The 17,123-nt window shown below is 57.1% G+C and carries 14 protein-coding genes; 12 read left to right on the top strand and 2 right to left on the bottom strand.

Going from position 1 to position 17,123, the window contains the following annotated elements:
* From HHJ19_RS16455 to HHJ19_RS16430, 6 genes are all read left to right on the top strand, one after another.
* Positions 1 to 1,130, top strand: a 1,130-nt coding sequence (locus HHJ19_RS16455) for an AMP-binding protein (protein ID WP_296908947.1), incomplete at its 5' end; no start/stop codon positions are given.
* Between the two features lie 614 nt (positions 1,131 to 1,744).
* Positions 1,745 to 4,627, top strand: coding sequence for a 2-oxoglutarate dehydrogenase E1 component (locus HHJ19_RS16450; RefSeq protein WP_296908946.1), 2,883 nt, complete (start codon positions 1,745 to 1,747; stop codon positions 4,625 to 4,627).
* A gap of 49 nt (positions 4,628 to 4,676) precedes the next feature.
* Positions 4,677 to 5,963, top strand: coding sequence for a 2-oxoglutarate dehydrogenase complex dihydrolipoyllysine-residue succinyltransferase (gene odhB, locus HHJ19_RS16445; RefSeq protein WP_296908945.1), 1,287 nt, complete (start codon positions 4,677 to 4,679; stop codon positions 5,961 to 5,963).
* 65 nt (positions 5,964 to 6,028) lie between these two features.
* Entirely contained in the window at positions 6,029 to 7,456 is a 1,428-nt protein-coding gene (gene lpdA / locus HHJ19_RS16440; RefSeq protein ID WP_296908944.1) for a dihydrolipoyl dehydrogenase, read from the top strand.
* 13 nt (positions 7,457 to 7,469) lie between these two features.
* Positions 7,470 to 8,573 carry a cell division protein ZapE gene (gene zapE / locus HHJ19_RS16435; RefSeq protein WP_296908943.1) on the top strand — a complete coding sequence of 368 codons (1,104 nt, stop codon included), beginning with the start codon at positions 7,470 to 7,472 and terminating at the stop codon, positions 8,571 to 8,573.
* A complete protein-coding gene (locus HHJ19_RS16430; RefSeq protein WP_296908942.1) occupies positions 8,570 to 9,217 on the top strand; it encodes a hypothetical protein in 648 nt (215 codons plus the stop codon). The genes zapE and HHJ19_RS16430 overlap by 4 nt, the downstream gene beginning before the upstream one ends.
* A gap of 5 nt (positions 9,218 to 9,222) precedes the next feature.
* Here the strand turns inward: HHJ19_RS16430 and HHJ19_RS16425 are convergent, their stop codons facing one another.
* Positions 9,223 to 9,981, bottom strand: coding sequence for a protein phosphatase 2C domain-containing protein (locus HHJ19_RS16425; protein ID WP_296908941.1), 759 nt, complete (start codon positions 9,979 to 9,981; stop codon positions 9,223 to 9,225).
* A gap of 87 nt (positions 9,982 to 10,068) precedes the next feature.
* Between HHJ19_RS16425 and HHJ19_RS16420 the strand changes: the two genes are divergently transcribed.
* Positions 10,069 to 10,272, top strand: a complete 204-nt coding sequence (locus HHJ19_RS16420; protein ID WP_296908950.1) for a YdcH family protein — start codon at positions 10,069 to 10,071, stop codon at positions 10,270 to 10,272.
* Entirely contained in the window at positions 10,272 to 12,275 is a 2,004-nt protein-coding gene (locus HHJ19_RS16415; protein WP_296908940.1) for an ATP-dependent DNA helicase, read from the top strand. The genes HHJ19_RS16420 and HHJ19_RS16415 overlap by 1 nt, the downstream gene beginning before the upstream one ends.
* On the opposite strand, the gene HHJ19_RS16410 is transcribed toward HHJ19_RS16415, so the two are convergent.
* Positions 12,238 to 13,062, bottom strand: a complete 825-nt coding sequence (locus HHJ19_RS16410) for an outer membrane protein assembly factor BamD (RefSeq protein WP_296908939.1) — start codon at positions 13,060 to 13,062, stop codon at positions 12,238 to 12,240. The two genes, HHJ19_RS16415 and HHJ19_RS16410, sit on opposite strands and share 38 nt — an antisense overlap.
* A 17-nt stretch (positions 13,063 to 13,079) precedes the next feature.
* Here HHJ19_RS16410 and HHJ19_RS16405 point away from each other — a divergent pair, with 17 nt between their 5' ends.
* From HHJ19_RS16405 to ndk, 4 genes are all read left to right on the top strand, one after another.
* A complete protein-coding gene (locus tag HHJ19_RS16405) occupies positions 13,080 to 14,114 on the top strand; it encodes an RluA family pseudouridine synthase (protein ID WP_296908938.1) in 1,035 nt (344 codons plus the stop codon).
* A gap of 103 nt (positions 14,115 to 14,217) precedes the next feature.
* Entirely contained in the window at positions 14,218 to 14,958 is a 741-nt protein-coding gene (scpB, locus tag HHJ19_RS16400; protein ID WP_296908937.1) for an SMC-Scp complex subunit ScpB, read from the top strand.
* 4 nt (positions 14,959 to 14,962) lie between these two features.
* A complete protein-coding gene (locus HHJ19_RS16395; protein ID WP_296908936.1) occupies positions 14,963 to 16,555 on the top strand; it encodes a pseudouridine synthase in 1,593 nt (530 codons plus the stop codon).
* 130 nt (positions 16,556 to 16,685) lie between these two features.
* Positions 16,686 to 17,111, top strand: a complete 426-nt coding sequence (gene ndk / locus HHJ19_RS16390; protein ID WP_296908935.1) for a nucleoside-diphosphate kinase — start codon at positions 16,686 to 16,688, stop codon at positions 17,109 to 17,111.
* Positions 17,112 to 17,123: the final 12 nt, after the last annotated feature.

Below are 17,123 nucleotides of genomic sequence, written 5' to 3'. Positions count from 1 at the left end.
CGCTGGCCGCCAGCATGAAGCACATCTTTGATGGCCGGGCGGGCGAAACCTTCTTCTCGACCAGCGACATCGGCTGGGTTGTCGGCCACAGTTACATCGTCTATGGCCCGTTGATTGCCGGCATGGCCACCATCATGTATGAAGGCCTGCCAACGCAAGGCATGGACAAACAGCCCAATGGCGGCATCTGGTGGGAACTGGTCGAAAAATACAAGGTTACGGTCATGTTCAGCGCTCCGACGGCGGTGCGCGTTCTCAAAAAGCAGGACCCCGCGCTACTGACCAAATACGATCTGTCCAGCCTGCGCGCCCTGTTCCTGGCCGGCGAACCGCTGGACGAACCGACCGCGCGCTGGATCAGTGAAGGCTTGAACGTGCCCATCATCGATAACTACTGGCAGACCGAAAGCGGCTGGCCCATCCTGGCGATTGCCAATGGCGTCGAGAAAAAGCCCAGCAAATTCGGCAGCCCGGGCATTCCAATGTATGGCTATAACGTCAAGCTGTTGCATGAAGCCACCGGCGACGAGCTGACAGTACCAGGAGAAAAAGGCGTCGTCGTGCTGGAAGGCCCAACGCCGCCGGGTTTCATGCAGACCATCTGGAAAGACGACGAGCGTTTTGTCCGCACCTACTGGAAGAGCATTCCGGACAAGCTGGTCTACAGTACTTTCGACTGGGGCATTCGCGACGCGGACGGCTACTACTTTATCCTGGGCCGCACCGATGACGTGATCAACGTGGCGGGCCACCGGCTGGGCACACGCGAGATTGAAGAAAGCATTTCCGGCCATTCGCAGGTGGCCGAGGTGGCCGTCGTCGGCGTGGCCGATGGACTGAAAGGCCAGGTGGCAATGGCTTTTGCCGTGCTCAAGGATGCCAGCGTGCTGCCAGGCAGTGCCGAAGCGCTCAAGATTGAAGCCGAGATCATGAAGCGCGTGGACAACGATCTGGGCCCGGTGGCGCGACCGGCGCGGGTGCGGTTTGTGTCGGCATTGCCCAAGACGCGCAGCGGCAAGCTGCTGCGCCGCGCAATTCAGGCGGTGTGTGAAGGCCGCGACGCCGGTGATTTGACCACGATGGACGATCCGGCGGCTCTGCAGCAAATCAGGGACCGGCTCATTGCATAAGGAAAAGGCGCATAGCAAGGCTGTGTTGATTCGGGCTGCAAACGGCAACCAGCGCGCGGCTATTCTGGCAGTGCTGCGGCGGCTTGCGAAAGGACCTCAACAGCAAGTTAGTTCAGTTTGATTGGGCCTGCATATAAAAATACGCATGCAATAGCACCCAGGTCCAATGAATACGGTAGTCGCTTGCTCCTGAATCAGGAGCAGTTCAGGGTCTGAAAAAATTGCGGTCTGCAACCATGATTCAGCGGCCTGCATCATTTTGGAATGGCGTACTTTGGGTAGTGGGGTATGCCGAATTTTTTGGGTAGTTCAGCGTCGCAGGTGGAAAGGCCGGTGACCGAATCGACATGCGCTCGGCCGGCAACGACACGGCTAGCCAACTGAAAAAGCGGTGATGGCATGACCGATCGCCTGTGCAAGAAACGGAGCACACGGGATAAATAGACAGGCCAGGGACTTCCCCCTTTGCGCCTAAGGTGGCACAATCCAGGGTGTTTCTGAAGGCCCTTCCTGCCACAGTCGCATCCGCTAATCGGTTCAGCCGTGTTGCGGAAGGTTAATCAACAAGCTTTAACCAGCTTATGTTTCCCGAAGGGAAACGGAGGTCAGCGCATATGAGTTCCAACTCGCAGTCACCTGCGTCAGTCTATTCAGACTATCAAGCCAACACTTATCTTTTCGGCGGCAATGCGCCTTATGTCGAAGAGATGTATGAAAATTATCTCGCCAATCCCGGCAGTGTGCTTGACACCTGGCGTGATTATTTTGACGCGTTGCAACACGTTCCCGCGGTCGATGGCAGCAATGCAAAAGACGTTCCGCATCTTCCCGTTGTCAATGCCTTTGCCGAGCGCGCCAAGCAGGGCCAGACCAGGGTCGTGATGGCCAGCGGTGCAGATTCCGAGATGGGGCGCAAGCGAACGGCCGTCCAGCAACTGATTGCGGCCTACCGCAACGTCGGTGCGCGTTGGGCCGATCTGGACCCTCTTAAACGTGCCGAACGCGACAATATTCCCGAGCTGGACCCGTCCTTTTACGGGTTCACCGATGCCGATCAGGAAACGGTGTTCAACACCAGCAACACCTTTTTCGGCAAAGACACCATGAGCTTACGCGAGCTGATGAACGCGCTGCGTGAAACCTATTGCGGCACGATTGGTGCCGAATACATGTATGCCACCGACCAGAACCAGAAGCGCTGGTGGCAGCAAAAGCTGGAGAGCATTCGCAGCAAGCCCAACTTGAGCAAGGAAAAGAAGCTGCATCTGCTCGATCGTCTCACGGCTGCTGAAGGCCTGGAGCGCTTTTTGCATACCAAGTTCGTGGGTCAGAAACGGTTTTCACTTGAAGGTGGTGAAAGCTTTATTGCAAGCATGGACGAATTGATCCAGCGCGGTGGCGAAGTCGGTGTGCAGGAAATCGTCATCGGCATGGCGCACCGGGGCCGTTTGAACGTCCTGGTCAACTCCTTGGGTAAAGTGCCAGCTGACCTGTTTGCCGAGTTTGACCATACCGCGCCCGAAGACCTGCCCAGCGGTGACGTCAAATACCACCAAGGGTTCAGCTCCGACGTGACCACCGCCGGTGGGCCGGTTCATCTGTCACTGGCATTCAATCCTTCCCATCTGGAAATCGTGAACCCGGTGGTGGAAGGTTCGGTTCGTGCCCGCATGGACCGCCGTGCCGATCCCAAAGGCCTGCAGGTGCTGCCTGTGCTGGTGCACGGTGACGCCGCGTTTGCCGGGCAGGGCGTGGTCATGGAAACGCTGGCGCTGGCGGAAACCCGTGGATACTTCACCGGCGGCACGGTCCACCTCGTCATTAACAACCAGATTGGCTTTACCACCAGCGATCCGCGCGACAGCCGGTCCACGCTGTATTGCACCGACGTCGTCAAGATGATTGAGGCGCCCGTGCTGCATGTCAACGGCGATGATCCCGAGGCCGTGGTGCTGGCAACCCAATTGGCACTTGAGTTTCGCATGGAATTCCAGAAGGATGTCGTCGTCGACATCATCTGCTTCCGCAAACTCGGCCATAACGAGCAGGATACGCCAGCGCTGACCCAGCCGCTGATGTACAAAAAGATTGCCCAGCACCCGGGGACCCGCCGTCTCTACGCAGACAAGCTGAGTGCCCAAGGCATGGGCGAAACTCTGGGCGATGACATGGTCAAGGCCACCCGCGCAGCGCTCGATGCCGGCAAGAGCACGTTTGACCCGGTACTTACCAATTTCAAAAGCAAGTATGCGGTCGATTGGAGCCCTTACGTTGGGAAAAAGTGGACCGATGCGGGCGATACGGCCATTCCGATGGCCGAGTGGAAACGGCTAGCTGATAAAATTACCACCATTCCGGCCAGCGTGACGCCGCACAATCTGGTCAAGAAAGTTTATGACGACCGCGCAGCGATGGGGCGTGGCGACATTCCAGTGGACTGGGGCATGGGCGAACACATGGCTTTTGCCTCGCTGGTAGCCAGCGGCTATCCGGTTCGGCTGTCCGGCGAAGATTGCGGACGAGGAACCTTTACGCACCGCCATTCGGTGATTCACGACCAAAGCCGCGAGAAGTGGGATACCGGCACTTACGTACCACTGCAAAATGTGGCCGAAAATCAGGCACCGTTTGTCGTTATTGATTCCATCCTGTCCGAAGAAGCCGTGCTGGCTTTCGAATACGGCTACGCGTCCAACGATCCCAACACGCTGGTGATCTGGGAGGCCCAGTTCGGCGATTTTGCCAACGGCGCTCAGGTCGTGATCGACCAGTTTATTGCGTCTGGCGAAGTCAAGTGGGGTCGTGTCAACGGCATTACGCTGATGCTGCCGCACGGCTACGAAGGCCAGGGTCCGGAGCACTCCTCAGCCCGTCTGGAGCGCTTCATGCAACTGTCGGCAGACGCCAACATGCAGGTGGTTCAACCCACCACCGCCAGCCAGATATTCCACGTGTTGCGGCGCCAGACGGTGAGAAACCTGCGCAAACCGCTGGTGATCATGACGCCGAAGTCGCTGCTTCGCAACAAGGACGCAACCTCTCCGTTGTCCGAGTTCACCAGGGGCGGTTTTCAAACCATTATTCCTGAAAACAAAGACTTGAAAGCCGAGAAAGTCAAGCGCGTGATCGCGTGCTCGGGCAAGGTGTATTACGACCTGGTCAAAAAGCGCGAGGAAAAGGGGATCGACGACGCCGTGATTCTGCGTGTCGAGCAGCTCTATCCCTTTCCGCACAAGGCTTTTGCAGCCGAGCTCAAAAAATACCCGAATGCAACAGACCTGGTGTGGTGCCAGGACGAGCCGCAAAATCAGGGCGCTTGGTTCTTTGTTCAGCATTACATCCATGAGAATATGCTGGACGGCCAGAAGCTGGGTTACTCGGGGCGTGCGGCATCCGCTTCTCCGGCGGTGGGCTACTCGCATCTGCATCAGGAACAGCAAAAAACGCTGGTGGATGGCGCGTTTGCCAAGCTCAAAGGTTTTGTACTGACCAAATAAGGGCGTACCTGACCCCTGTCAAACACAAAAATACACACGAAAGAATCAAATGGCTATCGTAGAAGTAAAAGTCCCCCAGCTGTCCGAGTCCGTCGCCGAAGCCACCATGCTGCAGTGGAGAAAGAAGGTGGGTGACGCAATTGCCGTGGATGAAATCCTGATTGAAATCGAAACCGACAAGGTCGTTCTTGAAGTCCCGGCGCCCTCAGCCGGCGTGCTGACCGAATTGTTGGTGGCCGATGGCGGCACCGTTGTGTCGGATCAGGTGATCGCAAGAATAGATACCGAAGGCAAGGCAGGAGCCGTTGCATCTGCGCCTGCCGGCGTTGCGACTGCCGGCGTTGCGCCTGCCGCAGCCACATCGTCGGCCGCCGTGGTTGCGCCCGCGGTGGCAGCAAGCGGCGCCATGGCTGGAGTGGCCATGCCGGCCGCTGCCAAATTGATGGCAGATAACCAGCTGACCACCGGCTCGGTTCCCGGAACGGGCAAGGATGGCCGCGTGACCAAGGGCGATGTTCTAGGTGCGACAGCAGCTGGCACGCTTAAATCGGTCGCTGCCGGCGCAATCCCTGCCAGCGCTCCGACCACATTTTTGCCAAAAGTAGCAGCGCCCATGAAAACGGTTGAGTTGGGCGAGCGTCCCGAGCAGCGCGTTCCCATGAGCCGCCTGCGAGCGCGCGTGGCCGAACGTCTTTTGCAGTCGCAGTCCACCAACGCGATCTTGACGACCTTCAATGAGGTCAACATGGCACCGGTCATGGAGATGCGCAAGAGGTTCCAGGATGCGTTCACCAAAGAGCATGGTGTCAAGATCGGGTTCATGAGCTTTTTCGTCAAGGCGGCGGTGCATGCGCTGAAGAAGTTCCCGATGATCAACGCATCGGTGGACGGTAATGACATTGTTTACCACGGCTATTTCGACATTGGTATTGCGGTCGGCTCGCCCCGCGGTCTCGTGGTGCCAATCCTGCGCAATGCCGATCAGATGAGTTTTGCCGACATCGAGAAAAAAATCGCTGAATACGGCCAGAAGGCCAAGGATGGCAAGCTGGGCATTGAAGAGATGACTGGCGGTACATTCTCGATTTCCAATGGCGGAACATTTGGCTCGATGCTTTCAACACCCATCATCAACCCGCCGCAGTCCGCAATTTTGGGCGTGCATGCCACGAAAGACCGGGCCGTCGTCGAAAACGGCCAGATCGTGGTTCGACCGATGAACTACCTGGCAATGAGCTACGACCACCGCATCATTGACGGTCGCGAGGCCGTATTGGGACTGGTCGCCATGAAAGAGGCGCTGGAAGACCCAGCCCGCCTGCTCTTCGATATCTGAAAACTCCCTGAGACAGGTTCGCAGCAAAAGCTGTTGGCCTTGTCCCCAAATCACCGGAAAAGAACATGTCCAAACAATTTGACGTGATTGTCATCGGCGGTGGGCCTGGCGGCTACATCGCGGCCATTCGTGCGTCCCAGCTGGGCTTTAACGTTGCCTGCATAGACGAATGGAAGAATTCCAAAGGCGGTTCGGCTTTGGGAGGAACCTGCACCAATATCGGCTGCATTCCTTCCAAAGCCATGCTGCAATCATCTGAATATTTTGACCAAGCCAGCCATCACTTTGTTGACCACGGGATTGAAGTGAAAGGCCTGAGCCTGGATATCGCCAAAATGCTGGGCCGCAAGGACGCCGTCGTCAAGCAGAACAACGATGGCATTGTCTACCTGTTCAAAAAGAACAAAGTCACTTTCTTTCATGCCCGGGCGTCGTTTGTGGCGGCCAGGGATGGCGCTTACGACATCAAGGTGGCTGGTTCCGTTGAAGAAACGATTTCTGGCAAGCACATCATCGTCGCGACCGGCTCCAATGCGCGCGCCTTGCCGGGTACGCCTTTTGACGAGGAAAACATCCTGTCGAACGATGGCGCGTTGAGGATAGGTGCCGTGCCTCAAAAGCTCGGCGTCATTGGCTCTGGCGTGATTGGCTTGGAAATGGGTTCCGTCTGGCGTCGTCTTGGCGCTGAGGTGACCATTCTGGAAGGTCTGCCCACATTTCTGGGTGCGGTTGACCAGCAGATTGCCAAGGAAGCGCACAAGGCTTTTACCAAGCAGGGCTTGAAGATCGAGCTGGGCGTGAAAGTAGGCGAGATCAAAAATGGCAAGAAGGGCGTGTCCGTCGCTTATGTCAACGCCAGGAATGAAGCGCAGACGCTGGAGGTGGACAAACTCATTGTTTCCATTGGACGTACCGCGAATACCATCGGCCTGAACCCTGAAGCCGTGGGCTTGGGTCTGGACGAGCGCGGTGCCATCGTGGTTGACGGCGAATGCAAAACCAACCTCCCTAATGTTTGGGCGGTCGGCGACGTGGTTCGCGGCCCTATGCTGGCGCACAAGGCAGAAGACGAAGGTGTCGCGGTGGCCGAACGTATCGCGGGCCAGCACGGTCATGTCAACTTCAATACTGTTCCCTGGGTAATTTACACCAGCCCTGAGATCGCATGGGTGGGACAAAACGAAGAACAGCTGAAGACGGCAGGCCATGCCTACAAAGCGGGTACCTTCCCCTTCATGGCCAACGGTCGCGCTCGCGCGCTGGGCGACACCACTGGCATGGTGAAGATGCTGGCCGATGCCGCCACCGACGAAATTCTGGGCGTGCACATCGTGGGCCCGTTGGCTAGCGAATTGATCGCAGAATGCGTAATGGCCATGGAGTTCCGCGCCAGCAGCGAGGATATCGCCCGTATTTGTCACGCGCATCCGTCGCTCAGCGAAGCCACCAAAGAGGCGGCGCTGGCAGTGGAAAAGCGCACGCTGAACTTTTGAAGTAAGGGGCACGGTGACACAGTTGGTACGCTCGGCCTACGAGGCCGAACTCGCGATTCGCGGGTATACAAGTGATCCCGCGCAGTTGCGGGCGATTGAGTCGCTTGAGCGATGTGCTACGGAATGGGCTGCATTCAAGGAACAGCGGTCGAACGCCTTTAAAAAGCTGATCAACCGGCCGGATATTCCCCGCGGTGTGTACATGTATGGTGGAGTCGGGAGGGGTAAAAGCTTTCTCATGGATTGTTTTTTCGGTGCCGTACCACTCAGGCGAAAAGTCAGGCTGCATTTTCACGAATTTATGCGTGAAGTGCATCGGGAGCTGCAGGATTTGCACGGCACGGCAAATCCGCTTGACGAATTGGGTAAACGTATCGCGAAGCGTTACCGGCTGATTTGTTTTGATGAATTTCATGTGGCGGATATTACGGACGCCATGATTCTTCATCGCTTGTTGGCTGCCTTGTTTGAAAATGGGGTTGGATTTGTCACCACATCGAATTTTCATCCTGACGAGCTTTACCCGAACGGCCTGCACCGCGACCGTATTCTGCCGGCTATTAAACTGCTGAAGTCGCATCTGGAAGTCATTAATGTGGACAACGGCACGGACTACCGTAGACGTACGCTGGAGCAGGCAAGGCTGTATCACACACCGCTTGGCCCCCATGCAGATGCCGAGATGGGCGCAACTTTCGACCGTCTGGCCGAGTCACAGGATGAAAATCCGGTGTTGCAAATTGAATCCAGGCAGATTCCGGCCAGACGGAAGGCTGGGGGTGTGGTGTGGTTTGATTTCAAGGACTTGTGTGGCGGGCCACGCTCGCAAAATGACTATCTTGAAATCGCGGCCCAGTTTCACACGGTATTGTTGAGTGATGTGCCCCATATGCCGGTCAGGATGGCCTCGGAAGCCCGGCGCTTCACATGGTTGGTAGACGTTCTGTATGACCGCCGCGTCAAGCTGATCATGTCGGCTGCGGTATCTCCTGAGGCGTTGTATACCGAAGGGCTTCTGGTGCATGAGTTTCCGCGTACCGTCTCACGCCTGAATGAAATGCAATCGATGGAGTTTTTGGCGCTTGAGCGGAGAAATGTGGACACAACACTGACATGACGCGATTCTTTATGGCGTTTTTCCTCGCTGTGCTGACTGGGCTGGCTAGTGCGCAAACCGCACCAATCGACAGCGTGCCGCGCGATATCGACGCAGAACGCGCAAAAAATAGCGCCGAGCGAGCCCGGCTGGAGATCGGTTTCCAAACTGAAGATGCTGCTTGCCACGAAAAATTTGCGGTAAACAGCTGCCTGGAAAAAGTCAACAGCAGGCGGCGTGCAGTCATGGCTGATTTGCGACGCGATGAGATTTTGCTCAACGATGAGGAGCGAAAAATCAGCGGTGCGCGGCAGATACGCAAAAGCGAAGACAAGGCAGCGCCAGAGAAACGGCAAGAGGCCACTGACCGTCGCGCCAATGCCGCCGAAGATTATCAGTCGCGGCTAAGCAGGGAAAAGACCAAACAGCTGCAGCGGGCATCCGTTTCGTCGGGTGAGAAGACCGCGCGAGAGGCCAGCGCAAAAAGGCTGACGGATCATCAGAAAAAACCCCGGGCGCGCACGGACAGACAGGCTGCAGCTGCTGAAGAAGTCAAAAAATTTGATGATCGACAAAAGCAGGCCCAAGCACGCCGGGCGCAGTACGAAATCGACAAGCTGGGTCGGTCCAAACCACCGGCAAAATCCCTGCCGCTGCCGGAATAAGCTGGTTAACTCAAAGATTCAAGTTTGACAACTACCAGTGACAGGTTGTCGCCAATGCCGCGTGCGCGGGAGCGGGCTTTCTGAATCAGGAACTCAGTGGCCTCCCGGGCGGAAAGCATGGACAAAGCGGAAGCCATCTCGCTGGTGCTGAAGTGGTGCCAAACACCATCGCTGCACGCCATCAATATGTCATCCGGTCGCAATTTTGGAATGAAATGCTGAGAGACGGGCGGCGCTTGTTCCGCACCCAGGCAGCCCATGAGAATATTGGACTGAGGATGCACATTAGCCTCTTCTTCCGTGATCTCACCTTTGTCTACCAGAGTTTGCACGTAGGAGTGATCCACTGTTTTGTGGACCAACTTGCTGCCGTGGAAATGGTAAATCCGGGAGTCACCGGTGTGTACCCAGTGGCATTCGCCTCCCGGATTGATTAAAAACGCAGCGAGCGTGCTATGGGGTTCCTGTTCGGCAGAAATTGCGGTCAGTTTGATGACAATGTGGGCTTCTTCAATGATTTGCCTGAGCATCGAAGATGCGTCATCCGACTCCGGCGCATAGCGCTCAAAAAGCTGTTTGGCGGTCAGCATCACCTGGTCGGAGGCCTTGCGCCCGCCGCTGCGCCCTCCCATTCCATCCGCAACGATACCCAGTAAGCAGCCAGGAATTCGAGGGTGGCTCAGCAAATTGACCTGATCTTGCTGATAGTCCCTGTCTCCTTTGTGGATGCCGGTGGAGGCGGTGATTCGATAACCTTTGGACATTGTGTGGTGTGACGAACCGTTTGGGCTCGATTTATGACGGCAATCAACGTATTATCAGATGAAGTAGCGCGTATGGATAAAAAAACCTTGGACTTAAATCACCACTCTCCACAACGTTTGCTGATAGAGCTCAAAATTGAACACGCCGGCCTGAATGCGTTGGCAGATGCTACGGCGCACACGTCACCGATTGACGAACTTCAACTCAGGCGGTTGAAAAAACAGCGACTGAAGCTCAGGGACAAAATTTCGCGTCTGGAATTGTCTTTGTCTCTTCCCGAGCCTGCTTGATGAATCTGGTGTCTGAAGTTGAAGAGGCTTTTGCCCCTGGGGGGGTGTTGTCGCGGACGACGGAGCATTTTGTGCCACGGATTGGCCAGACCGAGATGGCGCTGGCAGTGGCGCGCGCCATCGAGGCGGCTCGTCCTCTCGTCGTTGAGGCCAGCACAGGTGTCGGGAAAACCTTCTCTTATCTGGTTCCCGCTTTGCTGAGTGGGGAGCGCGTTTTGCTTTCCACCGCGACCAAGGCATTGCAGGACCAGCTGTTCGGTCGGGATTTGCCCCGCCTTGTGCAAGCGTTTGGCCTACCGGTGAGAACGGCACTTCTGAAGGGGCGGGCCAGCTATTTATGCCTTCACCGCATGGAGATGGCGCGCCAGGATCCGCATCTACCCGAAGGGGTTGCTGTGCGTGCCTTGGCCAGAATTGAACAATGGTCCCAGGTGACACGCACCGGCGACCTTGCCGAACTTCCCGGACTGGATGAACGGTCTCCGATCATTCCCCTGGTGACATCGACACGGGACAACTGCCTGGGTACGCAATGCCCACGCTTTCGCGCTTGTCATGTCAACCTGGCCCGCAGGGAGGCCATGGCGGCGGATGTCGTGGTGATAAATCACCATCTTTTTTTTGCTGATCTGGCGGTGCGTGAGTCGGGCGTGGCCGAGCTGCTGCCCTCGGTGCGGATTGCAATCTTCGACGAGGCGCACCAACTCAATGAAATCGGTGTGCAATTTCTTGGGACAAACCTCACCACCGGGCAATTACTTGACTTTTCCCGTGACCTGCTCGCTGCGGGCTTGCAACTGGCCCGCGGTCTCGTCGACTGGCAGGGGATCGTCGGCGCTACTGAACGGGCCGCCCGTGAGCTTCGACTGTGTGCCGGCAAGCATTATCCTGGCACCAAACTGCGCTGGACCAGCGACGTGCCTGAAAGTATGGACATTGGCTGGGAGCAGGCGCTAAAGGCCGTTCATGCGTCCTGCTTGCAAGCCTGTACCGCGCTTGACACGGTCAGCGAGATTGCACCTGATTTCGTCCGGCTTCAGGAGCGCGCCAATGATTTGGCGCAACGTGCAGAAACCTTTGTCAATGCCTGCGAGGCAGGCTGTGTGCGTTGGGTGGACGTTGGTGCGCAGTTGCGTCTGGTCGAGTCGCCGCTTGACATAGCGCAGGCTGTAAAGACCAAGATGCTGGGCGCTTCTGCGGAAGGTACAAAAACCTGGATATTTACGTCGGCAACGCTGGGCGATGATGAGAAACTAACCTGGTTCACGCAGCCTTGCGGGCTTAGTGGTACTGACGTGCTGCGGGTCGGCAGCCCCTTTGACTACGCACGCCAGGCTGCTTTATATGTGCCACCCAACTTTCCCAAACCGGGCGATCCGGCGCATAGCAAAAAGGTTGCCGAATGCGCTGCGGTCTGGTCACGGCGATTGGGCGGGCGCACGATGGTGCTGACGACCACGTTGCGTGCCTTGCGGACGATTGGCGAAGCACTTGCAGAGGCCTTTGAGGCATCAGACGAGGTGCAGGTACTGATTCAGGGAGATATGCCGAAGCGGGCGCTTATCGAGCGTTTTCGAGCGGGAAACTCCAATGCAGGCAAAGGCTGCGTGTTGGTGGCATCGGCCTCTTTCTGGGAAGGCATTGACGTGCCGGGCGACGCGCTTCAGCTGGTCATCATCGACAAACTGCCGTTTCCGCCGCCGAACGACCCGATGGCTGAGGCCCGTTCGAAACTGCTGGAATCACAGGGACGTAGCGCATTCAACGACTATTTTTTGCCTGAAGCCGCGGTGGCACTGAAGCAGGGTGCGGGACGGCTGATACGCCGGGAAACCGATCAGGGCGTTTTAGTGGTCTGCGACAGTCGACTGGTTTCCATGGGTTATGGACGACGTTTGCTCAGAGCACTGCCGGCCATGCAAAGGCTGACATCCGAGCAGGAACTATTGGACAAACTGGCGGGTTTTACCAAAATTTGTACCAAGGATTGTCTGCCGACTTGAAGCCTTTGCTCAGGTACTGGCTTTGTGGGTATGATTTTTCAATGATGCGGCGGGTGTCATCGCGCAACTCCGTCATTCCCAGTGCGTCGTAGGATTTGTAAAGAATATAGGTGGCCTCTTCGAGCGCCGGAACATCGCGATAGTCTGCAATTGCGCTCTGCGCGCGATTGATAGCGGCAACGTAGGCGCCGCGGGAATAGTAGTAGCGGGCGACATGAACCTCCGATTGCGCCAGGGAATTAACGATGTAGCTCATGCGCAGACGCGAATCCGGCGCATAGCGCGAATCCGGAAAGCGCGTGACCAATTCCTTAAACGACTCAAACGATTCCTTGGCAGCATTCTGGTCGCGCTCTGACAAGTCCTGGCGGGAAACGAATCCAAAAATGCCGAGGTTGTCATTGAAGTTCACCAGCCCTTTCAGATAAAGGGCGTAATCCATGGCGGGGCTGGCCGGGTGAAGCTTCATGAAGCGGTTCAGTGTGGCGACGGCTTGTGCCTGCTCGCCCGCTTTATACTGGGCGTAAGCTTTGTCCAGTTGCGCCTGCTGCGCCAGCGGAGTTCCAGCGGCGCGGCCTTCCAGCTTCTCATAAAGAGGAATCGCCTTGTCGTAGGCGCCAGAGCTTGCCTCATCCTTGGCTTCAGCGTAGATCTTGTTGGGACTCCATGTCGCAGTCTTGTCGGGCGCTGGAGTGCTTGAGCAACCGGCGACCACAAAAGACAATGCGCAAACGACGGCCACAAGCGGCGATGCATTGGGAACAACCGATAATTTGGTGCAAAACATTGCAATCGACCTTCTTGATGACTGATTCAGAACAAAGCCACTTGATTATATCGGGCGCCGTTGACCCCCAGCCGCTCATAGACGACGCACAGGATGAGGCTGACGGCAGCGCCGAGATGGAATTGCGGCGCGTCAGCGTCCCCGTCCAGAACCATGGCAGCCGCCTCGACAAGGCTTTGGCAGATTTGGTGCCGGAGTTTTCCCGCAGTTACCTCCAGCAGCTTATTGAAGCTGGCTGCGTGCAGGTCAAGGGCGTCAAGGCGACCAAACCATCGTTGAAGGTCAAGGCGGGAGATGAACTGACCATTGAGTTGCGGCCCACGCCTCAAAGCCAGGCCTTCAAACCCGAAGCCATTGCGCTGGATATTGTTTTTCAGGATCCTTATTTGATGGTGATCAACAAGCCTGCGGGGCTGGTGGTTCACCCCGCGCCCGGCAACTGGAGTGGCACGTTGCTCAACGGATTGTTGGCGCATGACCCGCAAGCGTCCTTACTGCCGCGAGCCGGTATCGTGCATCGCCTTGACAAGGATACCAGCGGCTTGATGGTGGTGGCCCGCCAGCGACAGACGATGGATCAATTGGTCAGCATGATTGCCGCGCGTACCGTCAGCAGGGAATATATCGCGCTGGCCCATGGTATGTGGCTGGGGGCAAAAACCCGACAGGTGGAGGCCGCGATTGGTCGCGATCCGCGCAACCGGCTGCGCATGGCCGTGGTTGACCTTGAAAAAAATGCGGGCAAAACGGCTTTAACCGTGGTGACACTGCTGCAAAGCGGAGAGCGACAGGCCTTGGTCAAGTGCAAACTGCATACTGGTCGCACCCACCAAATCCGGGTTCATCTTGCATTTCTGGGTCATCCGCTGGTGTCCGATGAATTGTATGGGGGCGCGGCTGCGGGAGGCCTGGATCGCCAGGCGCTGCATGCCTGTCGCCTTGCATTCGAGCATCCTGTAACCGGCGCGATGATGGAGTTCAGATCGCAACCACCCGCCGATTTGAAGACCGCGATTGAGAGTTTTGGCCTGCGATACAATGAAAAGCTGTAGTTTTCTGCTACCTGCACCACAGCACTTTCAATCGGAAGAGTGCTCACGGATGCAAATTCGCTAATCAAAGCGCTCCCCCCGCCTTTTTTCGGAACGATCAATCATGAATACGACGGATGCAAAGCGCGTCCTCGAAACAGCCCTCATCTGCGCGCAGCAACCATTGCCGCTGCGCGAATTAGGCGTCTTGTTTAACGGGGGACTGACCGCCGACAGCCTCAAGCTGGTTCTAGAGGAGCTGCAGGACGATTGGTCAGGACGTGGCGTGGAACTGGTTCATGTGGCGACCGGCTGGCGCTTTCAAAGCCGACCGCAAATGCGGGAATACCTGGACCGGTTGCATCCCGAGAAACCTCCGCGCTACAGTAGGGCAACACTGGAAACACTAGCCATCATCGCTTACCGTCAGCCAGTCACACGCGGCGATATGGAGGATATTCGCGGTGTCACCATTAACAGCCTGCTGCTCAAGCAGTTGGAAGATCGCGGCTGGGTTGAGGTGATCGGCCACCGGGAAACCGTCGGTCGTCCCGCGCTGTATGCGACCACCCGGCAGTTTCTTGACGATTTGGGAATTGAATCCCTGGCCCAGCTTCCCGCCATGGCCGACAGGCCTGCCCAGGAAGCGATGCTTGAGCAAATTGAATTTGGCATGGAAGAACAGGTGCGAACTCCACCAGAGGCGCAACTGCCTTCCAAGCATGCGGTCTACGAAGAACCAGCCATGCTGCAGCCCAAGCCGCAAACGCCTCAGACTCGGGAAAGCCGGGCTCCCCCTGTCGGCGAGGGTCTCGGGCAAGTCCCTCATGAGCCGGATGCCAGCCATCCTCACGCAAGAATGTAAAAGCATGAATCCACAAGACCACTCCAATTCCGAAAACCCGGTTCCTTCTGAGAATGAACCGAATAGACCTGTAGTCCAAGAAGTACCGGTTCTTCCTGCTCCTGATTTGATAGTGAATGACGAGATTCAGGGCAACGCATTGGTGTCACCCGTTGCTAGGCGGAACACCTCAAAGCTTGCGCCGTCTGCCATCCGGTTTGAGGACGTCATTACCGGTCAGTTTGATGCCGACGAAGCAGACGAGGCACTGGAGTTGCCCAAGCGTGTGCTGGCGCCTCAGCCCGAAACACCCAAGCTGCACAAAGTTCTGGCCCAGGCCGGATTGGGCTCGCGACTCGAAATGGAGCAGCTGATTCTGGAAGGACGCATTTCGGTCAATGGTGAGCCTGCGCATATTGGGCAACGCATCCAGTTCGGCGATACCGTCAAGGTCAATGGCAAACCCGTCAGGGTGCGTATTGATGCGCCGCCTCCGCGCGTTATCGCTTACCACAAGCCTGCCGGGGAGGTCGTGACACACGACGATCCACAAAATCGACCTACGGTTTTTCGACGTCTGCCTAAACTGTTTCAGGGCAAATGGCAGTCTGTCGGGCGTCTTGACCTGAATACCGAAGGCCTGCTATTGCTCACCAGTTCAGGTGAGCTGGCCAACCGGCTGATGCACCCGCGCTTTGGACTGGAGCGGGAATATGCCGTTCGGGTGCTGGGCGCGCTGAACAACGAAGAGAAAAAACGTCTGCTGGATGGCGTGACGCTGGACGACGGCATGGCGCAGTTCGGCTCGATCGAAGCCGGCGGTGGCGAAGGCGCCAATTGCTGGTACCGGGTCACAATCTCGGAAGGGCGCAACCGAGAGGTGCGCCGCATGTTTGAAGCCGTGGGTCATGCGGTGAGCCGTTTGATTCGTATCCGCTATGGCGCCATGGTGCTGCCTCGAGGGCTCAAACGTGGAGCTTTTGTCGAGCTTGACGAGAATGATATCTGGGCGCTGACCAACGCTGTTGCGCGTTCTGAATCACGACCCGATCCACGCAGGGACGCTGCGAATTCTGACCAATCGCTGGGCGAGTCTGGCCAGGAACAGCGCCGGGGTCCGCGCCAAAATGAGCGCCAGCGCGGTGGCGCCGGACGACCGCGTAATCCGGATGCGGGGCAAACGGGCTCAGCGCAGGCGCCGGATGACTCCCAGCCGCCGCTGAACCGCGTTGATTCTGTGTCACGCGGCAACAGGCGCGGTGGTGGCAGCGGCGGCGGGGGGAGAGGGCCGAATGGCCCGAACAGAGGTGGCAATGCCGGACCAGGCGCCCGCTTCGGGCCACCCGGTGCCGGTGGTCAGCAAGGGCAAAAGCGGCGCGATGACCGGGGCCCACGCAGTGACAAGTCGGCAGGCAGCGCGCAACCTGATCCCATGAAGACCTCATTTGGCTATATCGGCGCAGAAACCTTCACCAGACAGCGCCAGGATCAAGGGCAGCGGCGGGGTGGTGGCAACACTGGCGGCGGCTTCGGTGGTAACACAGGGGGTCCACGCCGCAGCGGTGGTGGCACCACGGGTGGAAACCGCAGTGGCGGCAATCGTGGTGGAAATCGCTAACCCGGCGATCAGCAGACCATTTCCGCAAACAGCCCTGAGCGCAGGAGCCTGCAGGTTAAAATCGGAAGCTTTATTCAATATCTGAATAATCTGAAAAAACCCAGCAAATTAAAAATCCAAAGGAAAACTCATGGCTATCGAACGCACACTCTCCATCATCAAGCCCGACGCAGTCGCAAAAAACGTGGTTGGTCAAATCTATGCACGTTTTGAAGCCGCCGGCCTGAAGGTTGTTGCTGCCAGAATGGCGCATCTGTCGCAAGGTGAGGCAGAGGCTTTCTACGCCGTGCACAAAGAGCGTCCTTTCTTCAAGGATCTGGTTTCGTTCATGATTTCCGGCCCGGTGATGATCCAGGCGCTGGAGGGTGAAGGTGCTGTTCTGAAAAACCGTGACCTGATGGGCGCTACCGACCCGAAGAAAGCTGATGCCGGCACGATTCGCGCTGATTTTGCCGACAGCATCGATGCCAATGCGGTCCATGGCTCTGACGCGGTGGAAACCGCCAAAGAAGAAATCGCCTTCTTCTTTGCAGGCATGAACGTTTACTCACGTTAATCAATGCTCGGT

This window comes from Polaromonas sp., from assembly GCF_012927415.1.
Taxonomy (GTDB): Bacteria; Pseudomonadota; Gammaproteobacteria; order Burkholderiales; family Burkholderiaceae_C; genus Polaromonas.
The sequence above is the reverse complement of the archived record's forward strand: the minus strand, read 5'-3'. Positions and strand labels throughout refer to the sequence as shown.

Bases quoted from the DNA above. Each gene is read 5' to 3' on its own strand.
- HHJ19_RS16450 (WP_296908946.1), top strand. From the start codon at position 1,745: ATGAGTTCCAACTCGCAGTCACCTGCGTCAGTCTATTCAGACTATCAA.
- ndk (WP_296908935.1), top strand. From the start codon at position 16,686: ATGGCTATCGAACGCACACTCTCCATCATCAAGCCCGACGCAGTCGCA.
- HHJ19_RS16410 (WP_296908939.1), bottom strand. From the start codon at position 13,062: ATGTTTTGCACCAAATTATCGGTTGTTCCCAATGCATCGCCGCTTGTG.
- scpB (WP_296908937.1), top strand. From the start codon at position 14,218: ATGAATACGACGGATGCAAAGCGCGTCCTCGAAACAGCCCTCATCTGC.
- lpdA (WP_296908944.1), top strand. From the start codon at position 6,029: ATGTCCAAACAATTTGACGTGATTGTCATCGGCGGTGGGCCTGGCGGC.
- HHJ19_RS16395 (WP_296908936.1), top strand. From the start codon at position 14,963: ATGAATCCACAAGACCACTCCAATTCCGAAAACCCGGTTCCTTCTGAG.
- HHJ19_RS16430 (WP_296908942.1), top strand. From the start codon at position 8,570: ATGACGCGATTCTTTATGGCGTTTTTCCTCGCTGTGCTGACTGGGCTG.
- odhB (WP_296908945.1), top strand. From the start codon at position 4,677: ATGGCTATCGTAGAAGTAAAAGTCCCCCAGCTGTCCGAGTCCGTCGCC.
- HHJ19_RS16425 (WP_296908941.1), bottom strand. From the start codon at position 9,981: ATGTCCAAAGGTTATCGAATCACCGCCTCCACCGGCATCCACAAAGGA.
- HHJ19_RS16415 (WP_296908940.1), top strand. From the start codon at position 10,272: ATGAATCTGGTGTCTGAAGTTGAAGAGGCTTTTGCCCCTGGGGGGGTG.
- HHJ19_RS16405 (WP_296908938.1), top strand. From the start codon at position 13,080: ATGACTGATTCAGAACAAAGCCACTTGATTATATCGGGCGCCGTTGAC.